Here is a 17,567-nt window from a genome sequence, read left to right on the forward strand (position 1 = left end):
AAATGCATAAAAACTAGTTAGGCAAGAATGCCTGCCAGCATCAGTACCAGCCCGGCGGCGGACACCGTCCACACGGCCGAGCGAGTGAGGCCGAGACCGCCGATATAGATCGGCAGATAGGCAACCCTTGCCCAGAACCAGAGCATCGCGCCCCACTGGGTCAGCGCATCGCTCCGGCCCGAAAGCTCGATCACCACGGCAAGCGCGATGAAGACCGGATAGGTCTCATGGAAGTTGCGCAGTGCCCTTGTGGCCCGCCCCGTAAAGACGTTCGGCTCGGACGTCACATCTCGGTTGGTATCGGCCTCGATGATGCCGTTCTGCAGCCGATAGGCGCCCGCCTGCGCCATCACATAGACGATGGCGAGCACAGCGCTCCAGAGCAGATAGGTCAGTTCCAGCGACATCGTGCGATCCGGAATGAACGAGCCCGAGAAAGAAGCGGGGGCTGCGATTGCGCCCCCGCCATTGTCTTAGAGATCGAGCCCTTAGAGGTCGAGAACCAGACGTTCCGGATCCTCGAGGCTGTCCTTGACGCGGACGAGGAAGGTAACCGCTTCCTTGCCGTCGACCATGCGGTGGTCATAGGACAGCGCCAGATACATCATCGGACGGATGACGATCTGACCGCCGACGACAACGGGACGGTCCTGGATCTTGTGCATGCCGAGGATGCCCGACTGCGGCGCATTCAGGATCGGCGAGGACATCAGCGAACCGTAGACGCCACCGTTGGAGATGGTGAAGGTGCCGCCCTGCATGTCGGCCATCGACAGCTGACCATCACGAGCAAGCTTGCCCAGACGGCCGATGTCCTTCTCGATCTCGGCGATCGACATCTGGTCGGCATCGCGAACGACCGGAACGACAAGGCCCTTGTCCGTGCCGACGGCGACGCCGATGTGGCAGAAGTTCTTGTAGATGACGTCGGTGCCGTCGATCTCGGCGTTTACGGCCGGGATTTCCTTCAGCGCGTGGGTGACGGCCTTGGTGAAGAAGCCCATGAAGCCGAGCTTCACGCCATGCTTCTTCTCGAAGATGTCCTTGTAGCGGTTGCGCAGGCTCATGACCGCGCTCATGTCCACCTCGTTGTAGGTGGTGAGCATGGCGGCAGTGTTCTGCGCGTCCTTGAGGCGGCGGGCGATCGTCTGGCGCAGGCGGGTCATCTTGACGCGCTCTTCGCGAACGACGTCTTCGGTGGTCGACGGCGCACGGGCCTGGACCTTGACCGGTTCGGAAGCGGCCGGTGCCGAAATGCCCTTGGCGACGGCAGCAAGCACGTCACCCTTCAAGACCTGGCCGCGCTTGCCCGAACCGTCGACCTGGTCGGCGGAGAGGTTGTTTTCGGCAAGCAGCTTGCCGGCGGACGGCGCCGGCGGCATCGAGGAGGCGGCAGCCGCCGCAGCAGCGGCGGGCTGGGCAACCGGAGCGGCAGCCGGCTCGGCCTTCTTTTCGGCAGCGGCAGCCGGAGCGGCGGCAGCAGCGCCAGCGCCGGCGGCGATCTGGCCGAGCAGCGCGCCGAGACCGACGGTCTCGCCGGCCTGGGCAACGATTTCGGTGAGAACGCCGGCCGAAGGTGCCGGAACTTCGATCGTTACCTTGTCGGTTTCCAGTTCGAGCAGCGGCTCGTCTGCCTTGATGGCATCGCCGACCTTCTTGAACCAGGTGCCGACGGTCGCTTCACTGACGGATTCGCCAAGGGTGGGAACGCGGATTTCTGTTGCCATGATTTTTGTTCCGTTGATCAGATATCTGTTTCTATCGATTGGCTCGTCGCCAGGGGGGCATCAGCCCCCCAGCGCGTCCTCGAGAAAGGCGGCCAGCTGCGCCATGTGCTTCGACATCAGGCCCGTTGCCGGCGATGCGGCAGCCGGACGGCCGGTGTAGCGCACGCGCTGATACTTGGCGTCGATATGGGCGAGCACCCATTCCAGGTACGGGTCGATGAACGACCAGGCGCCCATGTTCTTCGGCTCTTCCTGGCACCAGACCATTTCCGCGTTGCGGAAGCGGCTGAGCTCGTTGATCAGCGCCTTGGCCGGGAACGGATAGAGTTGCTCGACGCGCAGCAGGTAGACGTCGTCGATGCCGCGCTTCTCGCGCTCTTCGAGCAGATCGTAGTAGACCTTGCCGGAGCAGAGCACGACGCGACGGATCTTGGAATCCTTCTGCAGCTTGATCGGGCCGTCCTTGATGACCTCGGCGTCATCCCACAGCAGGCGGTGGAACGAGCTTTCGCCGGCCATTTCCGAAAGGCTCGAAACCGCACGCTTGTGGCGCAACAGCGACTTCGGCGTCATCAGGATCAGCGGCTTGCGGAAGTCGCGCTTCACCTGGCGGCGCAGGATGTGGAAGTAGTTCGCCGGCGTGGTGACGTTGGCGACCTGCATGTTGTCTTCCGCGCAGAGCTGCAGGAAGCGTTCGAGGCGGGCGGACGAATGCTCCGGACCCTGACCTTCATAGCCATGCGGCAGCAGGCAGACGAGGCCCGACATGCGCAGCCACTTGCGTTCGCCCGAAGAGACGAACTGGTCGAACACGACCTGCGCGCCGTTGGCGAAGTCGCCGAACTGGGCTTCCCAGAGGGTCAGCGCGTTCGGACGGGCCAGCGAGTAGCCGTATTCGAAGCCGAGCACGGCCTCTTCCGAAAGCATCGAGTTGATGACTTCGTAGCGGGCCTGGGTGGGTGCGAGGTTGGCGAGCGGAATGTAGCGGTCTTCGGTCTGCTGATCATAGAGAACCGAATGGCGCTGCGAGAAGGTGCCGCGTTCGCAGTCCTGGCCGGACAGACGGATCTTGGTGCCTTCGACGCAGAGCGTGCCGAACGCCAGCGCTTCGGCCATCGCCCAGTCGATCCCCTCGCCTGTTGTCACCATGTTGGCGCGGTTTTCCATGAAACGCTGGATCGTGCGGTGGGCATTGAAGCCGGCCGGGATCTCGGCGATCTTGCGACCGATTTCCTTGAGCTGCTTCATCGGCACCGAGGTCTTGCCGCGACGCTGTTCGTCCTGGTTGTCGGCCGAACGCAGGCCCGACCAGACACCATCAAGCCAGTCGGCCTTGTTGGGCTTGTAGGACTGGCCAGCCTCGAACTCCTGCTCGAGATGGGCGCGCCAGTCGGCCTTCATCTTTTCGACTTCGCCTTCGCTCATCAGCCCCTCGGCGACCAGACGGTCGGAGTAGAGCTGGACGACCGTCTTGTGGGCGCGAATGACCTTGTACATCTTCGGCTGCGTGAACGCCGGCTCGTCGCCTTCGTTGTGGCCGAAGCGGCGGTAGCAGAACATGTCGATGACGACAGGCTTGTGGAACTTCATCCGGAATTCGGTAGCGATCTTGGCCGCGTAGACCACCGCTTCCGGATCGTCGCCGTTGACGTGGAAGATCGGCGCCTCGATCATCTTGGCCACATCCGACGGATAGGGCGAAGAGCGCGAGAAGGCCGGATTGGTGGTGAAACCGATCTGGTTGTTGATGATGAAGTGGACCGTGCCGGCAACGCGGTGACCGCGCAGGCCCGACAAGCCGAGGATTTCGGCAATCACGCCCTGGCCGGCAAAGGCCGCATCGCCGTGCAGCAGGAGCGGCATGACCTTGGCGCGTTCGCGCAGCGGGATGATGTCGCCTTCGAACACGGTCGCCATCTGGTCCTGCTTGGCGCGGGCCTTGCCCATGACGACAGGGTTGACGATTTCCAGGTGCGACGGGTTGGCCGTCAGCGACAGGTGAACCTTGTTGCCGTCGAATTCACGGTCGGAGGAAGCGCCGAGATGGTACTTCACGTCGCCGGAACCTTCGACGTCGTCAGGGGCGTAGGAGCCGCCCTTGAATTCGTGGAAGATGGCGCGGTGCGGCTTTGCCATGACCTGGGAAAGCACGTTCAGACGGCCGCGGTGGGCCATGCCGAGAACGATTTCCTTCAGGCCTTCCTGGCCGCCGCGCTTGATGATCTGCTCGAGCGCCGGGATCAGCGATTCGCCGCCGTCGAGACCGAAGCGCTTGGTGCCCTTGTACTTGACGTCGATGAACTGTTCGAAGCCTTCCGACTCGATCAGCTTCTGCAGGATCGCCTTCTTGCCCTCGGGCGTGAAGTCGACGCCCTTGTCCGGGCCTTCGATGCGCTCCTGGATCCAGCCCTTCTCTTCCGGGTTGGACATGTGCATGAATTCGACGCCGATCGTCGAGCAGTAGGTGCGCTCGAGGATTTCGACCATTTCGCGAATGGTCGCGTATTCGAGGCCGAGCACGTTGTCGATGAAGATCTTGCGGTCGAGATCCTTGTCCTCGAACCCGTAGTTCGAGGGCGAAAGCTCGTTGTAGTCATCGACCGGCGCAGCAAGGCCGAGCGGATCGAGCTTGGCATGCAGGTGGCCACGGGCGCGATAGGCGCGGATCATCATGATGGCGCGAACCGAATCGCGCGTCGCCTGATGGATATCAGCAGCACTCGCCGCGGTGCCGGTAGCGGCTGCGGCTTCTTCTGCCTTCGCCTTGACCTTCTTCTCGATGACCTTTTCGACCGTACCCCAGTCGCCGTCGAGTGCGGAGACGAGTTCGCCGTTGGCGACGATCGGCCAGTTGGGCTTCTTCCAGGAGGCGCCCTTGGCAGCCTTCACCACATCTTCCGGCTTGTCGGCCAGCGCCTTGAAAAAGGCCTGCCACTCAGCCGAGACGGACGATGGATCCGTTTCGTAGCGTGCATAGAGCTGCTCGATATAGGCGGCGTTCGCGCCGTCCAGAAACGATGTGAGCTGGAATTGCTCGTTGGCCTCTTGCCTTGCCATGGGTTCTCGCGGACGTTTTGGTCCGCCTCCTGACTTAAGTTGGGATGCCGGGTTTTCCCGGTCGTTCATCATTATCGGGCGCCTCTTGTGCACCCTGCATGCGTCATAACTGCGGTCGTCGGGGCCGGCTCACACGACCAGCCCCGACGGCGCTTATGTAAGGTCAGCCCTTGAGGACTTCGACCAGCGTCTTGCCGAGGCGTGCCGGCGACGGCGACACGCGGATGCCCGCCTGCTCCATCGCGGCGATCTTGGATTCCGCATCGCCCTTGCCGCCGGAAACGACAGCACCGGCGTGACCCATGGTACGGCCCTTCGGCGCGGTACGGCCCGCGATGAAGCCGGCCATCGGCTTCTTGCGACCCTTCTTGGCCTCGTCGATGAGGAACTGCGCTGCATCCTCTTCGGCCGAGCCGCCGATTTCGCCGATCATGATGATCGAGGTCGTGGCTTCGTCGGCGAGGAACATCTCGAGCACGTCGATGAACTCGGTGCCCTTGACCGGGTCGCCGCCGATGCCGACAGCCGTCGTCTGGCCGAGGCCTTCGTTGGAGGTCTGGAACACGGCTTCATAGGTCAGCGTGCCGGAGCGCGAGACGATACCGACCGAACCCTTGCGGAAGATCGAGCCCGGCATGATGCCGATCTTGCATTCTTCCGGCGTCAGGATGCCGGGGCAGTTCGGGCCGAGCAGGCGCGACTTGGAGCGGTCGAGACGAGCCTTGACGCGCACCATGTCGGCAACCGGGATGCCTTCGGTGATGCAGGTGATGAACGGGATTTCCGCATCGATCGCCTCGATGATCGCGTCCGCGGCACCTGCCGGCGGAACGTAGATCACGGATGCGTCCGCACCGGTCTTGTCACGGCCTTCGGCAACCGACGCGAAGATCGGCAGGGTTTCGCCCTTGGAACCGGTCCAGGTTTCGCCGCCCTTCTTCGGGTGAATGCCGCCGACCATCTGCGTGCCGTAGTAGGCAAGCGCCTGTTCGGTATGGAAGGTGCCGGTCTTGCCGGTCAGGCCCTGAACGAGGACCTTGGTGTTCTTGTTGACGAGAATCGACATGTGGTCTGGTCCTTCAGTTAGCCGTTGATCGCGGCAACGATCTTCTTGGCAGCGTCGTCCAGATCGTCGGCGGCGGTGATCGCCAGGCCGGATTCGTTCAGGATCTTCTTGCCAAGTTCGACATTCGTGCCTTCGAGACGCACGACCAGCGGAACCTTGAGGCCGACTTCCTGCACGGCGGCAACGACACCTTCAGCGATGACGTCGCACTTCATGATGCCGCCGAAGATGTTGACGAGAATGCCCTCGACCTTCGGGTCGGCCGTGATGATCTTGAAGGCTGCCGCAACCTTCTCCTTGCCGGCGCCGCCGCCGACGTCGCAGAAGTTCGCCGGCTCCTTGCCGTAGAGCTTGATGATGTCCATCGTCGCCATGGCAAGGCCCGCGCCGTTGACCATGCAGCCGATGTTGCCGTCGAGCGCCACATAGGCGAGATCCCACTTGGAGGCCTCGATTTCCTTGGCGTCTTCTTCGGTTTCGTCGCGCAGCGCCTTGATGTCGTCGTGGCGGAAGAGCGCGTTGCCGTCGAACGAGACCTTGGCATCGAGAACGCGCACGCGGCCGTTCTTCATGACGATCAGCGGGTTGATCTCGAGCAGGCTCATGTCCTTTTCGACAAAGGCCTTGTAGAGGATCGGGAAGAGCTTTTCGGCGTCAGCCTTGGCTTCGCCTTCGAGCTTCAGGGCCGAGGTGAGCTTGGCGAGGTCAGCGGCGGTGACGCCGGCTTCCGGGTTGATCGCGACGTTGACGATCTTTTCCGGCGTGTCGTGCGCAACTGCTTCGATGTCCATGCCACCTTCCGTCGAAACGACGAAGGCAACCTGGCCGACCGAGCGGTCGACGAGCAGCGACAGATAGAGTTCGCGTTCGATGTCGGCGCCATCCTCGATGTAGAGGCGGTTCACCTGCTTGCCGGCAGGGCCGGTCTGCGCCGTGACCAGCGTATTGCCGAGCATGTCCTTGGCATGAGCCTTGGCTTCATCGATCGAGAAGGCAAGACGAACGCCGCCCTTGGCATCGGCGGAAAGTTCCTTGAACTTGCCCTTGCCGCGACCGCCGGCATGGATCTGGCTCTTGACGACGTAGAGCGGGCCCGGGAGCGCCTTGGCAGCAGCTTCTGCCTCGTTTGCGGAGAAGATCGCGACACCTTCCGCGACCGGCGCGCCATAGCTCTTCAAGAGAGCCTTGGCCTGATATTCATGAATGTTCATGGTGTTTTTCCTGTCTGGAGCATTGTGCGGGCAGGTGGGGCACCTGCCCGCACCAATGCGGCAAAAACAAAGAGGTCGAGTGGATGCAAGCACCCGCTCGACGGGAGGCGATTACTGCTTCAGGCTCGGCGCAATGCCGATGCAGGCTTCGCAAAGACCGGCAACGGAAGCGACGGACTTGTCGAAAGCTTCCTTCTCGGCCTTGTTGAGATCGATCTCGATGATGCGCTCGACGCCGCCGGCACCGATGACGGTGGGAACGCCGACATACATGTCCTTGACGCCGTACTGGCCGGTCAGGTGCGCAGCGCAAGGCAGAACGCGCTTCTTGTCCTTGAGGTAGGCTTCGGCCATCTCGATCGCGGAAGCGGCCGGTGCGTAGTAGGCAGAGCCGGTCTTGAGCAGGCCGACGATTTCGGCGCCGCCGTCACGGGTGCGCTGGATGATTTCTTCGAGGCGTTCCTTGGTGACCCAGCCCATCTGCACGAGGTCGGTCAGCGGAATGCCGGCAACGGTCGAGTAGCGGGCGAGCGGCACCATGGTGTCGCCGTGGCCGCCGAGAACGAACGCGGTGACATCCTGGACCGAGACGTTGAATTCCTGGGCGAGGAACAGGCGGAAGCGCGCGCTGTCGAGAACGCCGGCCATGCCGACGACCTTGTTCTTCGGCAGGCCGGAGAACTTCTGCAGCGCCCAGACCATGGCGTCGAGCGGGTTGGTGATGCAGATGACGAAGGCGTTCGGGGCATATTTCTTGATGCCCGCGCCAACCTGTTCCATGACCTTGAGGTTGATGCCGATCAGATCGTCGCGGCTCATGCCCGGCTTGCGGGCAACGCCGGCGGTAACGATGCACACGTCAGCGCCTTCGATGGCGGAATAGTCGCTAGCACCCGTCAGGTTCACGTCGAAGCCTTCGACCGGCGAGGACTGAGCGATGTCGAGACCCTTGCCCTGGGGGATGCCGTCGGCGATGTCGAAGAGGACGATGTCGCCCAGTTCCTTCAGGCCGGCGAGATGCGCCAGCGTGCCACCAATCATCCCTGAACCGATAAGTGCGATCTTGTTGCGCGCCATGAAAGTGCTTCCTTTGTGATCCCAAACTGATCGAGGCCTGAAACGCCGCAAACGCCAAACCTTCGCCGGAAGCCATTAAACGGCAATCGTTAAAATATCAATCGATACTTTTGGATGGAACAATTTCAATCGGTTAGATGACAAAATTCTTACGTAAACGTAAGAATTTCCGTCATGCGCGCGTCACGAAACCGCAATATTTTCAGGATGTTCTGCCGCATATTCCGCGCTCTGCATCTCGATCAGCCGCGATACGGTGCGGTCGAACTCGAAGCCTTCGGTGCCTTTCTTCAGCGTCAAAAGGTGCTGCGGTTCGGCTGCGGCCGAGGCAAAGAGACGGGCGCCATTGTCGTAGAGCGTATCGACCAGCAGGATGAAGCGCTTGGTTTCGTTGCGCATATGCGGCCCGAGATGCGGCACGTGGTCGACGAACAGGGTCGAATAGCGCTCGAGGATCGCCAGATAGTCAGCGGCACCCAGCGGCTGCTGGCAAAGGTCGGTGAACGTGAAACGGGCGGCCTTTCCGGCCGCCGCCGGCACCGGGATTTTGCGCCCCTTGCGCGGCACCTCGGCGGGCGCGACGGCAGCGCCTGCCGTCTGCCGGCTCCAGGCCTGCGCCATCGCCGCGTCGGCGTCGGGTCCGAGCGGAGAAATCCAGACCGGGCTCCCGTCCGTCTTCATCAGGCGGTAGTCCGTATCAGTGTCGAGAGAGATGATCTCGGTGTTCGCCTTCAGGAGATCGATGAACGGCAGGAAGAGCCCGCGGTTGAGACCGTCGCGATAAAGATTGTCAGGCGCCACGTTGGAGGTCGCCACGAGTACGCAGCCCTTGGCGAAGAGCTCGCTGAACAGCCGGGCGAGGATCATCGCATCGGCGATATCGGTCACCGTGAACTCGTCGAAGCAGAGAAGCCGCGCCTCGCCTAGGAGTTCCGAAGCGACAGGCGGGATCGGATCAGCCTGCTTCGTCTCGCCGTTCTTCAACTTCTGCCGATGCTTGTAGATCCGCTCATGCACATCGGCCATGAACTCGTGGAAATGCGCCCGGCGCTTGCGCTGGATCGGCACCGCCTCGAAGAACATATCCATCAGCATGGTCTTGCCGCGGCCGACGCCGCCATGGATGTAGAGGCCCTTGACCGGCGGATGATCCTTCTTGCGCGAGGCGAAGAGCCAACCGAGCGCGTTGGTCTTGCGCGACGGCCTGCTTGCCAGAAGCTCGGCCGAAAGATGATCGAATCGTCGCGCTATCGCGAACTGAGCGGGATCGCGTTTTCGCTCGCCGCCCTGAACGAGTGTTTCGAGCTTGCGGTGGATGCTGTCGTCAGGATTGAGCACGTCTCACCCGAGCTGGACCGGAAAACGGGAAGCCCGGCGGTTGGCCGGGCTGAACCAGGTCATTAACGGCTGAGGCTGACCGGCTGGCCGCCGTTGGTCGAGCCATCGAAGCGCGCGTCGGCCGTCTTGTAGAGACGGGCAATCGCGTTGCCGGTGCGGTCCTTGAGGACGACCTGCTTGCCGGCCACTTCCCAGGAACCCATGGCCGTCAGCTCGCCGGCGCAGCCACGCGTGCCGCCGCGCGAACCGCTGCCGAGGTTGGTGAGCGTCAGGAACATGTCGCAGGAGCTGCCGGCGCTCGAAACGCGCCAGTTGCCAACCATCGATTCCTTGGTCACGTCGAGCCCGCCGCCGGCGGCAGCAACCTGCGTGCCGGCCGGCTGTGCGCCACCGGCAACCGCCGTTCCAGCGGTCGGTGCAGCCGGGAATTGTGACGTGTTGCCTGTCGGATCGGGAAGCTGGTTCGACGAGACCGAAGGCACGGGCTGGGCCTGGAGGGGAGCAGGTGAAGAATCCTGGGAGCTGAAGCCACCCATGGATGTCCGCTGGCATCCGGTCAGCGCAAGCACAACCGCCAGCCCCGCCGCCGCATGAATAACCCGCATATCTTTACTCCCGATGTGTTCCGCGAACCATGATGCAACGCGATAATATAGGCCGAAATACAGCAAATCCACCTGTCAAATCAAGGGACGACGATTCAATGACACCTGTTGCAGGATTGAAACGTCTGCGGGAACGGCACAATCGCAAATTCTTGCCCGCCCGGCTGCTGCTTCGGGTGAGCGGAATGACTGTCTTGCACCGGCACAATCAACGATTGCCGAAGACAAACAAGGTCGTTCCCGACCATCTGGCTTCACTAAACGGACGGGAAACGCAAACGGCGGGCACAGGGCCCGCCGCAATATGCGATCGCTTTTGCCAGACTGCGGATCAGACCCGACGCTCGACCAGCATCTTCTTGATCTCGCCGATCGCTTTCGCCGGGTTGAGACCCTTCGGACAGGCCTGGGCGCAGTTCATGATCGTGTGGCAGCGATAAAGCCGGAAGGGATCCTCGAGATTGTCGAGGCGTTCGCCGGTCGCTTCGTCTCTGGAGTCGATCAGCCAGCGATAGGCCTGCAGCAAAACAGCCGGACCGAGGTAACGGTCACCGTTCCACCAGTAGCTCGGACAGGAGGTCGAGCAGCAGGCGCACAGGATGCACTCATAGAGACCGTCGAGCTTGAGGCGATCCTCGTGGCTCTGCTTCCATTCCTTGGCGGGCGTCGGCGTCACCGTCTTCAGCCACGGCTCGATCGAGCGGTGCTGGGCGTAGAAGTGAGTGAGATCCGGCACCAGGTCCTTGACGACGGGCATGTGCGGCAGCGGATAGACCTTCACCGCGCCGGTGACCTCATCCATGCCCTTGGTGCAGGCAAGCGTGTTGGTGCCGTCGATGTTCATCGCGCAGGAGCCGCAGATGCCTTCGCGGCAGGAGCGGCGCAACGTCAGCGTCGGGTCGATCTTGTTCTTGATATAGAGCAGACCGTCGAGCACCATCGGGCCGCAATCGTCGATATCGATATAGAAGGTATCGATGCGCGGATTGGCGCCGTCATCAGGGTTCCAGCGATAGATGCGGTATTCGCGGACATTGGTCGCGCCTGCCGGCTTCGGCCAGACCTTGCCTTCGGTCATCTGCGAGTTCTTGGGGAGAGCGAGTTCAACCATGTGCTAGTTCCTCAAGATCAGTAGACGCGTGCCTTGGGCTCGATCTTTTTCGGATCGATGCCTTCGGCGATCAGGTCGGTATGAACGGGGCGGTAGTCGAGCTTGACGTCGCCGGCCTCGTTGACCCAGGCCAGCGTGTGCTTGCGCCAGTTGACGTCATCACGGCCGCCGAGCGCGCCGCCGGTATAGTCTTCGCGGGCGTGCGAGCCACGGCTCTCCTTGCGCGCTTCGGCGCCGTAGATCGTGGTGATGGCGTTGGCCATCAGGTTCTGCAGCTCCAGCGTCTCGACGAGGTCGGAGTTCCAGATCATCGAACGATCCGTGACCTTGACGTCGGGCAGTTCCTTCCAGATCGCCGAGATGCGCTTGCAGCCCGATTCCAGCGATTCCTGGGTGCGGAACACGGCGGCGTCTTCCTGCATGGCGCGCTGCATCTTTTCGCGCAGCACCGCCGTCGGCGTCGAGCCGTTGGCATGACGCTGGGCGTCGAAACGGGCCATGATCTTGTCGCAGGCAGCAACGTTGAGCGCCGGCACCGCTTCGTTGCGATCGATGACCTGACCGGCGCGAATGGCGGCGGCGCGGCCGAAGACCACGAGGTCGATCAGCGAGTTGGAGCCGAGGCGGTTGGCGCCGTGCACCGAGGCGCAGCCGGCTTCGCCCACGGCCATCAGACCGGGCGCGATGCGCTCGGGGTTCTGGCTGTCGGCGTTCAAGACTTCGCCCCAGTAGTTGGTCGGCACGCCACCCATGTTGTAGTGCACGGTCGGCAGAACCGGGATCGGCTCGCGGGTCACGTCGACACCGGCAAAGATCTTCGCCGATTCCGAGATACCCGGCAGGCGTTCGTGCAGCACGGCCGGATCGAGATGGTCGAGATGCAGGAAGATGTGGTCCTTGTTCTTGCCAACACCGCGGCCTTCACGGATTTCCATCGTCATGCAGCGCGAAACGACGTCGCGCGACGCAAGGTCCTTGGCCGACGGCGCATAGCGCTCCATGAAGCGCTCGCCTTCGGAGTTGACGAGATAGCCGCCTTCGCCGCGCGCGCCTTCGGTGATCAGGCAGCCTGCGCCGTAGATGCCGGTCGGGTGGAACTGGACGAATTCCATGTCCTGCAGCGGCAGGCCGGCGCGCGCGATCATGCCGCCGCCGTCGCCGGTGCAGGTATGAGCCGAGGTTGCCGAGAAGTAGGCGCGGCCGTAACCGCCGGTCGCCAGCACCACCATCTTGGCGGAGAAGCGGTGGATGGTGCCGTCGTCGAGGTTCCAGGCGACGACGCCGGTGCAGCGACCGTCATCCGACATGATCAGGTCGAGCGCGAAATACTCGATGAAGAATTCGGCGTTGTTGCGCAGCGCCTGGCCGTAGAGCGTATGCAGGATGGCGTGACCGGTGCGGTCGGCGGCAGCACAGGTGCGCTGCACCGGCGGGCCTTCGCCATAGTTCTGCATGTGGCCGCCGAACGGCCGCTGGTAGATCTTGCCTTCCGCGTTGCGCGAGAACGGCACGCCGTAATGCTCGAGCTCATAGACCGCCTTCGGCGCTTCCATGGCGAGATACTGCATGGCGTCGACGTCGCCGAGCCAGTCGGAGCCCTTGACGGTGTCGTAGAGGTGCCACTGCCAGCTGTCCGGTGTCATGTTCTGCAGCGAAGCGGCGATGCCGCCCTGGGCCGCAACCGTGTGCGAGCGCGTCGGGAAGACCTTGGTGATGCAGGCCGTCTTCAGACCCTGCTCCGCCATGCCGAGCGTGGCGCGCAAGCCGGCGCCGCCGGCGCCGACGACGACCACGTCGAAGGCGTGATCGACATACTGGTAGGCCTTGCCGTTTGCAGCGGGTGAACTGTTCGATGCCATGACGAAATTACCCTGCAAAAGCGATCTTCAGGATGGCGAAAAGACAGAGCCCGCCAACCACGATCGCGAAAAATGTGTTGAGCATGAGAAGGGCGATCTTCGCGCCTTCGCCGTGCACGTAGTCCTCGATGATCACCTGCATGCCGAGCTTCATATGGATCAGGCCCGAGAGCAGGACCAGCCCCATGATGACGGCAACGAAGGGGTTCGACAGAGCCGAGACGACCTCCGCGTAGGGCGCGCCAGCGTAGCGAACGAGGAAGATGACGAAGAAGATCAAGAGTGGCACGTTGGCGACCGCCGTGACGCGCTGGCGCCAGAAGTGATCGGTGCCTTCCTTGGCGGAGCCGTAGCCGCGGACCTTGCTGAGAGGTGTGCGCATGTTCATGGTCGTGTCCCCTCAGTACCGCACGAGATAGCCGACGACCCAGATCAGCACGGTCAGTGCCACCGAGCCGACGATCGTTGCCTTCGCCATCTTGGTGGCAAAGTGCTTCTCGTAACCGTAGCCGAGGTCCCACATGAAGTGGCGCAGGCCGCCGAGCATATGATGCACCAGCGCCCAGGTATAGCCGAACAGCACCAGCTTGCCGAGAAGCGTGCCGAACAGCCAGCTCACCGAGTCGTAGGACGCCTCGCCGGATGCGGCGGCGATCAACCAGGCGGCAACGAGAATGGTGCCGAAGTAGAGCGCGCCGCCGGTAATGCGATGCACAATGGACATCACCATCGTCGGGATAGGTTTATAGATTTGAAGATGCGGCGACAGCGGCCGGCTTCTTGTGACATCCGTCATCGGAACCTCACGGAAATGCCCGGATTTCCGCCCAAAAAGTGGACGATTTTAGTCCGGTATCGCACCTGATTGTGCGCAATTCAGTCCTTCGGACCTTTAATCACCATATTGCTTAACGACAAGTGTGTTTGCAGTGCAAAATCAATTTAATCGATTAGACGAAAAGCGCCATTTTCAGGTCCGACCGAGACATGGTGCCCAATTAACGATACGCATGAAAACCACAACCAAATCCGTGACTTTCCGGCGAAATTGCCACAAAGTGCATTTAACGATTTGTTAAGCGTTTTGCGGAGGGCGGACAGAATGTTTCTGTTTCGAGCGATCCATGCGACCAAAGTTTTAGCACTTGCGGGCCTTCTTGTCGCCACCGCCTGCCTGCCGGTCCAGGCAGGAGACTGGGGTAACTCGCTGGAAGTGCAGTCTCGAGGCCGACACGTCCGGCTCGATTCGCATCGCTCCTTCAGCCGCCACGAATTCGACCGCATGGGCTATCGCTCCATGCGCGGCGGCAATTCGATACCGCGCAACGATTGGACTGCGCAGAATGGGCTGCCGGACGTGAATAGCCGCGTGCGACACATCCGGCTTCCCAAGTATCGTTCGTATCCCGGGCACTATGGCGAGCGTCTGCGCTATCGCGACGGCTGGGCGCGCGAGCGCTCGGTGAGCACGATCTGGACATCGGGCGACCGCTACAATCGCCGCCCGGACAGCTACGGCGGCGACGGCTTTCCCGATACGATCGGCAGCATCGGCACCTATGCCGGCGGCATCTCGGCCTATCGCGATCCGGGCAACGGCATCTATTTCAGTCAGGAAGGCAACTACCGCTATTATGACGACGGGCAGTTCGCGCCACCACCAAAGGTAAACCGCGCAAAGATCATCGTCGTGTCACCGAGAACGTTCAATCGCGCCTGTGCCTTCGAGCATGGCGTCTGCGTCATCCGGCGCTAAAGCATTTCCAGGAAAGGTGCGGAGCGGTTTTCCGTCAGGAAATGCGTAAAAACAGAGAGATAGAGCGTTTCTGTGTTTCCGTCTAAATCGGAAACGCTCTAGCGCTCGCGCGTACGCTTGGGGGCACCCGTCGGGCCACGCCACCTTCACGTTGCCGATCATCGCGACATCGTCGCAGGCGCTACCGACCGATCGACGAAAACGCAGCCGAAGCGTTTGTCAGTCCTTTATGGCGTCAGCCTTCGGTCGCTCGAACCGCCAGACTGTCGTGCGCTTGACCTCGCTGTCCTCAAGCGCCCTTGTCACCGGCACCTCATAAGTCGCGAGCGCCGTCATCCGGTCGCGCGGACAATAGGAGCGACCGGGATCACCGACGATGACAGTCGCACCGCCGGAGACCAGCGCCGTGAACCAGGGCAGCAGGCGCTCGGCAAAGGATTTGTCGTAGAAGACGTCACCGGCGAGGTAGAGATCAGCGGCCAGATCGCGGCCGGTGATGTCGTCGGCCGTGTAGGCGATCTCGACGCCGTTGAGGTCTGAATTCAGCCGCACCGCCGTCTCGGCCCACGGATCGATATCGGCGGCAAGCACCGAGGCCGCCCCCGCCTTCATCGCAGCGATTGCGACCAGCCCGGATCCAGAGGCGAAGTCGACGACGTGCCGGTCGCGCACGACCTCCGGATGATCGAGGACGTAACGCGCTAGCCCCTGCCCGCCGGCCCAGGCAAAGGCCCAGAACGGTGGCGGCAGGCCGATCTCCTCCAGCTCCTCTTCCGTTTTCAGCCAGAGTTCGTGCGCTTCCGTCGCCAGATGCAGCCGGACTTCCGGTACATGCGGCGGCGACAGAACGCCGGTGTTGGCGCGGATGAAGCTTTCGGGATCGGTCTTCAAGAAATGCTCCGTGCGTGGTCCGAATTGAGGAGAGAGGCTTTCGGCCGGATCACGCGGAAAACAAGGCTAACGCGGCGGCGTATCGAGCCCGGCCATGCGGCAGACCTCGATCCACTCGTCCTCGGTAACCGGCTGGACCGACAGGCGCATGCTGGTAACCAGCGCCATGTTGGAAAGCTTGGGGTTGTCCTTGATTTCCTTCAGCGTCACCGGACGCGGCACGTCGCGGACAGCACGGATGTCGACGCAGTCCCAGCGGGCGTCGCCCTCGGCGGTCGAATCGGGGTGCGACAGCGCGCAGACCTCGGTGATCCCGACGATTTCGAGCCCCTCGTTCGAGTGATAAAAGAAGCCCTTGTCGCCGATCTGCATCGCCCGCATGTTGTTGCGCGCGAGATAATTGCGAACGCCGGTCCACTCGGTGCCCTTCGCACCGGCATCCTTCTGCATCTGCCAGGACCACTTGAAGGGCTCGGATTTGTAAAGCCAGAACGCCATTCGTATCTCAAGCCTCGGGGTTGTTGAAGACCCAGTTGAAGGCCTTGATTTCGACGTTGGAGAACAGGCCGGCCTGGGCATAAGGATCGGCTTCGGCGATAGCGCGCGCATCGTCGATCGTCTCGGCCTTGACGATCACCAGGCTGCCGGTCGGCTTGCCGTCGTCGCCGAGGAAGGGACCGGCCATCTTCAGGATGCCCTTGGCATTGAGGTCGTTGAGATAGGCGACGTGATCCGGGCGCGTGTCGAGCCGAAGCTGCAGCGCGCCTGATTTGTCGGTGCATTGAAGTGCGAAAAGCATGCTTCCTCCTTAGGTTTTCGTTTGGCGCGGGATGCGAGCGGAAAACCGCCTGGCACTTTTCCTCATCCCGCCGACCGGTTCATTCCTGGGTGATCGGACGGGACATCAATTGTTCAAGGGCGGTGCGCACATCGAGCCTGCCGTCGATGATCGCGGCAACCGCCTCGGTGATCGGCATCTCGACGCCGAGCTCGCGAGCGACGCGGGCGGCCACCGAGGCGGCAAATGCGCCCTCGACGAGTTCGCCCTGGCGCCCGCTGGCGCGGCCATCCTTGCCGAGCGCGATGCCGAAGCGCAGGTTGCGCGACTGGTGGCTGGTTGCCGTCAACACCAAATCGCCGAGGCCCGAGAGACCGCGAACCGTATCGGCATCGCCGCCTTCGGCGACGACGAAGCGGGACATTTCCGCAAGACCGCGCGAGATCAGCGCCGCCCGGGCGCTATCGCCGAGCCCGGCGCCCTCGACGATGCCGCAGGCGATGGCAAGCACATTCTTCAGCGCGCCGCCGAGCTGAACGCCGATGCGATCTTCAGAAGGATAAAGACGGAAGGTCGGGCCGGACAGCGCTTCGGCAAGCAGCGTTGCCGTGGAATTCTCCGCGGCGGCAACCACCATCGCCGTCGGCAGGCCCTTGGCAATGTCGGCCGCAAAGCCGGGACCGGAGAGCACGCCGATGCCGTGTCCCGGCAATTCCTCCAGAAGCACGTCGGTCAGGAGGCGGCCGGTTGCCTGCTCCATGCCCTTGGCACAGGTGACGATCGTTGCCGCGGAATTGATCGATGGGCCGTATTGGCGCGCGGCTTCGCGGTGCGCCTGCGACGGCATGACGAACAGGACGATCTCGGCATCGCCAAGCACCGCGACATCGGCGCTGTGCTTGAGGCCTGCCGGCAGGTCGATGCCGGGAAGCGCCTGCTCGTTGCGGCCGGTCCGCCGGCATTCTTCCGCCGTCTCTTTCCGGCGGGCGAGCAGGGTCACGTCGCTGCCGTCGGCAGATGCGGCAACGGCAGCAAGCGCTGTGCCGAAGGCACCGGCGCCGACCACCACGATCTTGGGATTGGTGTTCATC

At 62.5% G+C, this 17,567-nt stretch carries 17 protein-coding genes; 1 reads left to right on the forward strand and 16 read right to left on the reverse strand.

Features of this window, described 5'->3' with window-relative positions:
- Window positions 1-17: 17 nt before the first annotated feature.
- From AC1Q80_RS18350 to sdhC, 12 genes are all read right to left on the reverse strand, one after another.
- Window positions 18-407, reverse strand: a complete 390-nt coding sequence (locus AC1Q80_RS18350; RefSeq protein ID WP_173418264.1) for an MAPEG family protein — start codon at window positions 405-407, stop codon at window positions 18-20.
- Window positions 408-488: 81 nt separating this feature from the next.
- Window positions 489-1,727: a 2-oxoglutarate dehydrogenase complex dihydrolipoyllysine-residue succinyltransferase gene (odhB, locus tag AC1Q80_RS18355; RefSeq protein WP_492361400.1), complete on the reverse strand. Its 1,239-nt coding sequence runs from the start codon at window positions 1,725-1,727 to the stop codon at window positions 489-491.
- Window positions 1,728-1,787: 60 nt separating this feature from the next.
- Window positions 1,788-4,784: a 2-oxoglutarate dehydrogenase E1 component gene (locus AC1Q80_RS18360; protein ID WP_209790464.1), complete on the reverse strand. Its 2,997-nt coding sequence runs from the start codon at window positions 4,782-4,784 to the stop codon at window positions 1,788-1,790.
- Between the two features lie 163 nt (window positions 4,785-4,947).
- Window positions 4,948-5,850 carry a succinate--CoA ligase subunit alpha gene (gene sucD / locus AC1Q80_RS18365; protein WP_173418267.1) on the reverse strand — a complete coding sequence of 301 codons (903 nt, stop codon included), beginning with the start codon at window positions 5,848-5,850 and terminating at the stop codon, window positions 4,948-4,950.
- 17 nt (window positions 5,851-5,867) lie between these two features.
- Window positions 5,868-7,061 (reverse strand): ADP-forming succinate--CoA ligase subunit beta, encoded by a 1,194-nt coding sequence (sucC, locus tag AC1Q80_RS18370; RefSeq protein WP_492361401.1) that lies wholly within the window; start codon window positions 7,059-7,061, stop codon window positions 5,868-5,870.
- A gap of 111 nt (window positions 7,062-7,172) precedes the next feature.
- Window positions 7,173-8,138 (reverse strand): malate dehydrogenase, encoded by a 966-nt coding sequence (gene mdh / locus AC1Q80_RS18375; RefSeq protein WP_077500769.1) that lies wholly within the window; start codon window positions 8,136-8,138, stop codon window positions 7,173-7,175.
- 183 nt (window positions 8,139-8,321) lie between these two features.
- Window positions 8,322-9,476 carry a cell division protein ZapE gene (gene zapE / locus AC1Q80_RS18380; RefSeq protein ID WP_492361402.1) on the reverse strand — a complete coding sequence of 385 codons (1,155 nt, stop codon included), beginning with the start codon at window positions 9,474-9,476 and terminating at the stop codon, window positions 8,322-8,324.
- Window positions 9,477-9,538: 62 nt separating this feature from the next.
- Entirely contained in the window at window positions 9,539-10,081 is a 543-nt protein-coding gene (locus AC1Q80_RS18385) for a protease inhibitor Inh/omp19 family protein (protein WP_492361403.1), read from the reverse strand.
- Window positions 10,082-10,412: 331 nt separating this feature from the next.
- A complete protein-coding gene (locus AC1Q80_RS18390) occupies window positions 10,413-11,192 on the reverse strand; it encodes a succinate dehydrogenase iron-sulfur subunit (protein WP_173418270.1) in 780 nt (259 codons plus the stop codon).
- Between the two features lie 17 nt (window positions 11,193-11,209).
- Window positions 11,210-13,051 carry a succinate dehydrogenase flavoprotein subunit gene (gene sdhA, locus AC1Q80_RS18395; RefSeq protein ID WP_173418271.1) on the reverse strand — a complete coding sequence of 614 codons (1,842 nt, stop codon included), beginning with the start codon at window positions 13,049-13,051 and terminating at the stop codon, window positions 11,210-11,212.
- 7 nt (window positions 13,052-13,058) lie between these two features.
- Window positions 13,059-13,439, reverse strand: a complete 381-nt coding sequence (gene sdhD, locus AC1Q80_RS18400) for a succinate dehydrogenase, hydrophobic membrane anchor protein (protein ID WP_077500773.1) — start codon at window positions 13,437-13,439, stop codon at window positions 13,059-13,061.
- A 12-nt stretch (window positions 13,440-13,451) separates the two neighbouring features.
- Window positions 13,452-13,847, reverse strand: coding sequence for a succinate dehydrogenase, cytochrome b556 subunit (sdhC, locus tag AC1Q80_RS18405; protein ID WP_173418272.1), 396 nt, complete (start codon window positions 13,845-13,847; stop codon window positions 13,452-13,454).
- Between the two features lie 306 nt (window positions 13,848-14,153).
- Between sdhC and AC1Q80_RS18410 the strand changes: the two genes are divergently transcribed.
- Window positions 14,154-14,807, forward strand: a complete 654-nt coding sequence (locus tag AC1Q80_RS18410; protein ID WP_173418273.1) for a hypothetical protein — start codon at window positions 14,154-14,156, stop codon at window positions 14,805-14,807.
- A gap of 219 nt (window positions 14,808-15,026) precedes the next feature.
- Here the strand turns inward: AC1Q80_RS18410 and AC1Q80_RS18415 are convergent, their stop codons facing one another.
- The 4 genes from AC1Q80_RS18415 to AC1Q80_RS18430 all read right to left on the reverse strand — a co-directional run bounded on the left by AC1Q80_RS18415 (window position 15,027) and on the right by AC1Q80_RS18430 (window position 17,566).
- Window positions 15,027-15,698 carry a class I SAM-dependent methyltransferase gene (locus AC1Q80_RS18415; protein WP_209790460.1) on the reverse strand — a complete coding sequence of 224 codons (672 nt, stop codon included), beginning with the start codon at window positions 15,696-15,698 and terminating at the stop codon, window positions 15,027-15,029.
- 66 nt (window positions 15,699-15,764) lie between these two features.
- On the reverse strand, window positions 15,765-16,196 hold the full coding sequence (locus tag AC1Q80_RS18420) for an EVE domain-containing protein (RefSeq protein ID WP_173418275.1): 432 nt from the start codon (window positions 16,194-16,196) through the stop codon (window positions 15,765-15,767).
- A gap of 7 nt (window positions 16,197-16,203) precedes the next feature.
- On the reverse strand, window positions 16,204-16,497 hold the full coding sequence (locus tag AC1Q80_RS18425; RefSeq protein ID WP_173418276.1) for a YciI-like protein: 294 nt from the start codon (window positions 16,495-16,497) through the stop codon (window positions 16,204-16,206).
- Between the two features lie 79 nt (window positions 16,498-16,576).
- Window positions 16,577-17,566, reverse strand: a complete 990-nt coding sequence (locus AC1Q80_RS18430; protein WP_209790459.1) for an NAD(P)H-dependent glycerol-3-phosphate dehydrogenase — start codon at window positions 17,564-17,566, stop codon at window positions 16,577-16,579.
- Between the last annotated feature and the right edge of the window lies 1 nt (window position 17,567).

The sequence above is a fragment of the Ensifer sp. GW823-FHT05D09 genome (assembly GCF_058795755.1).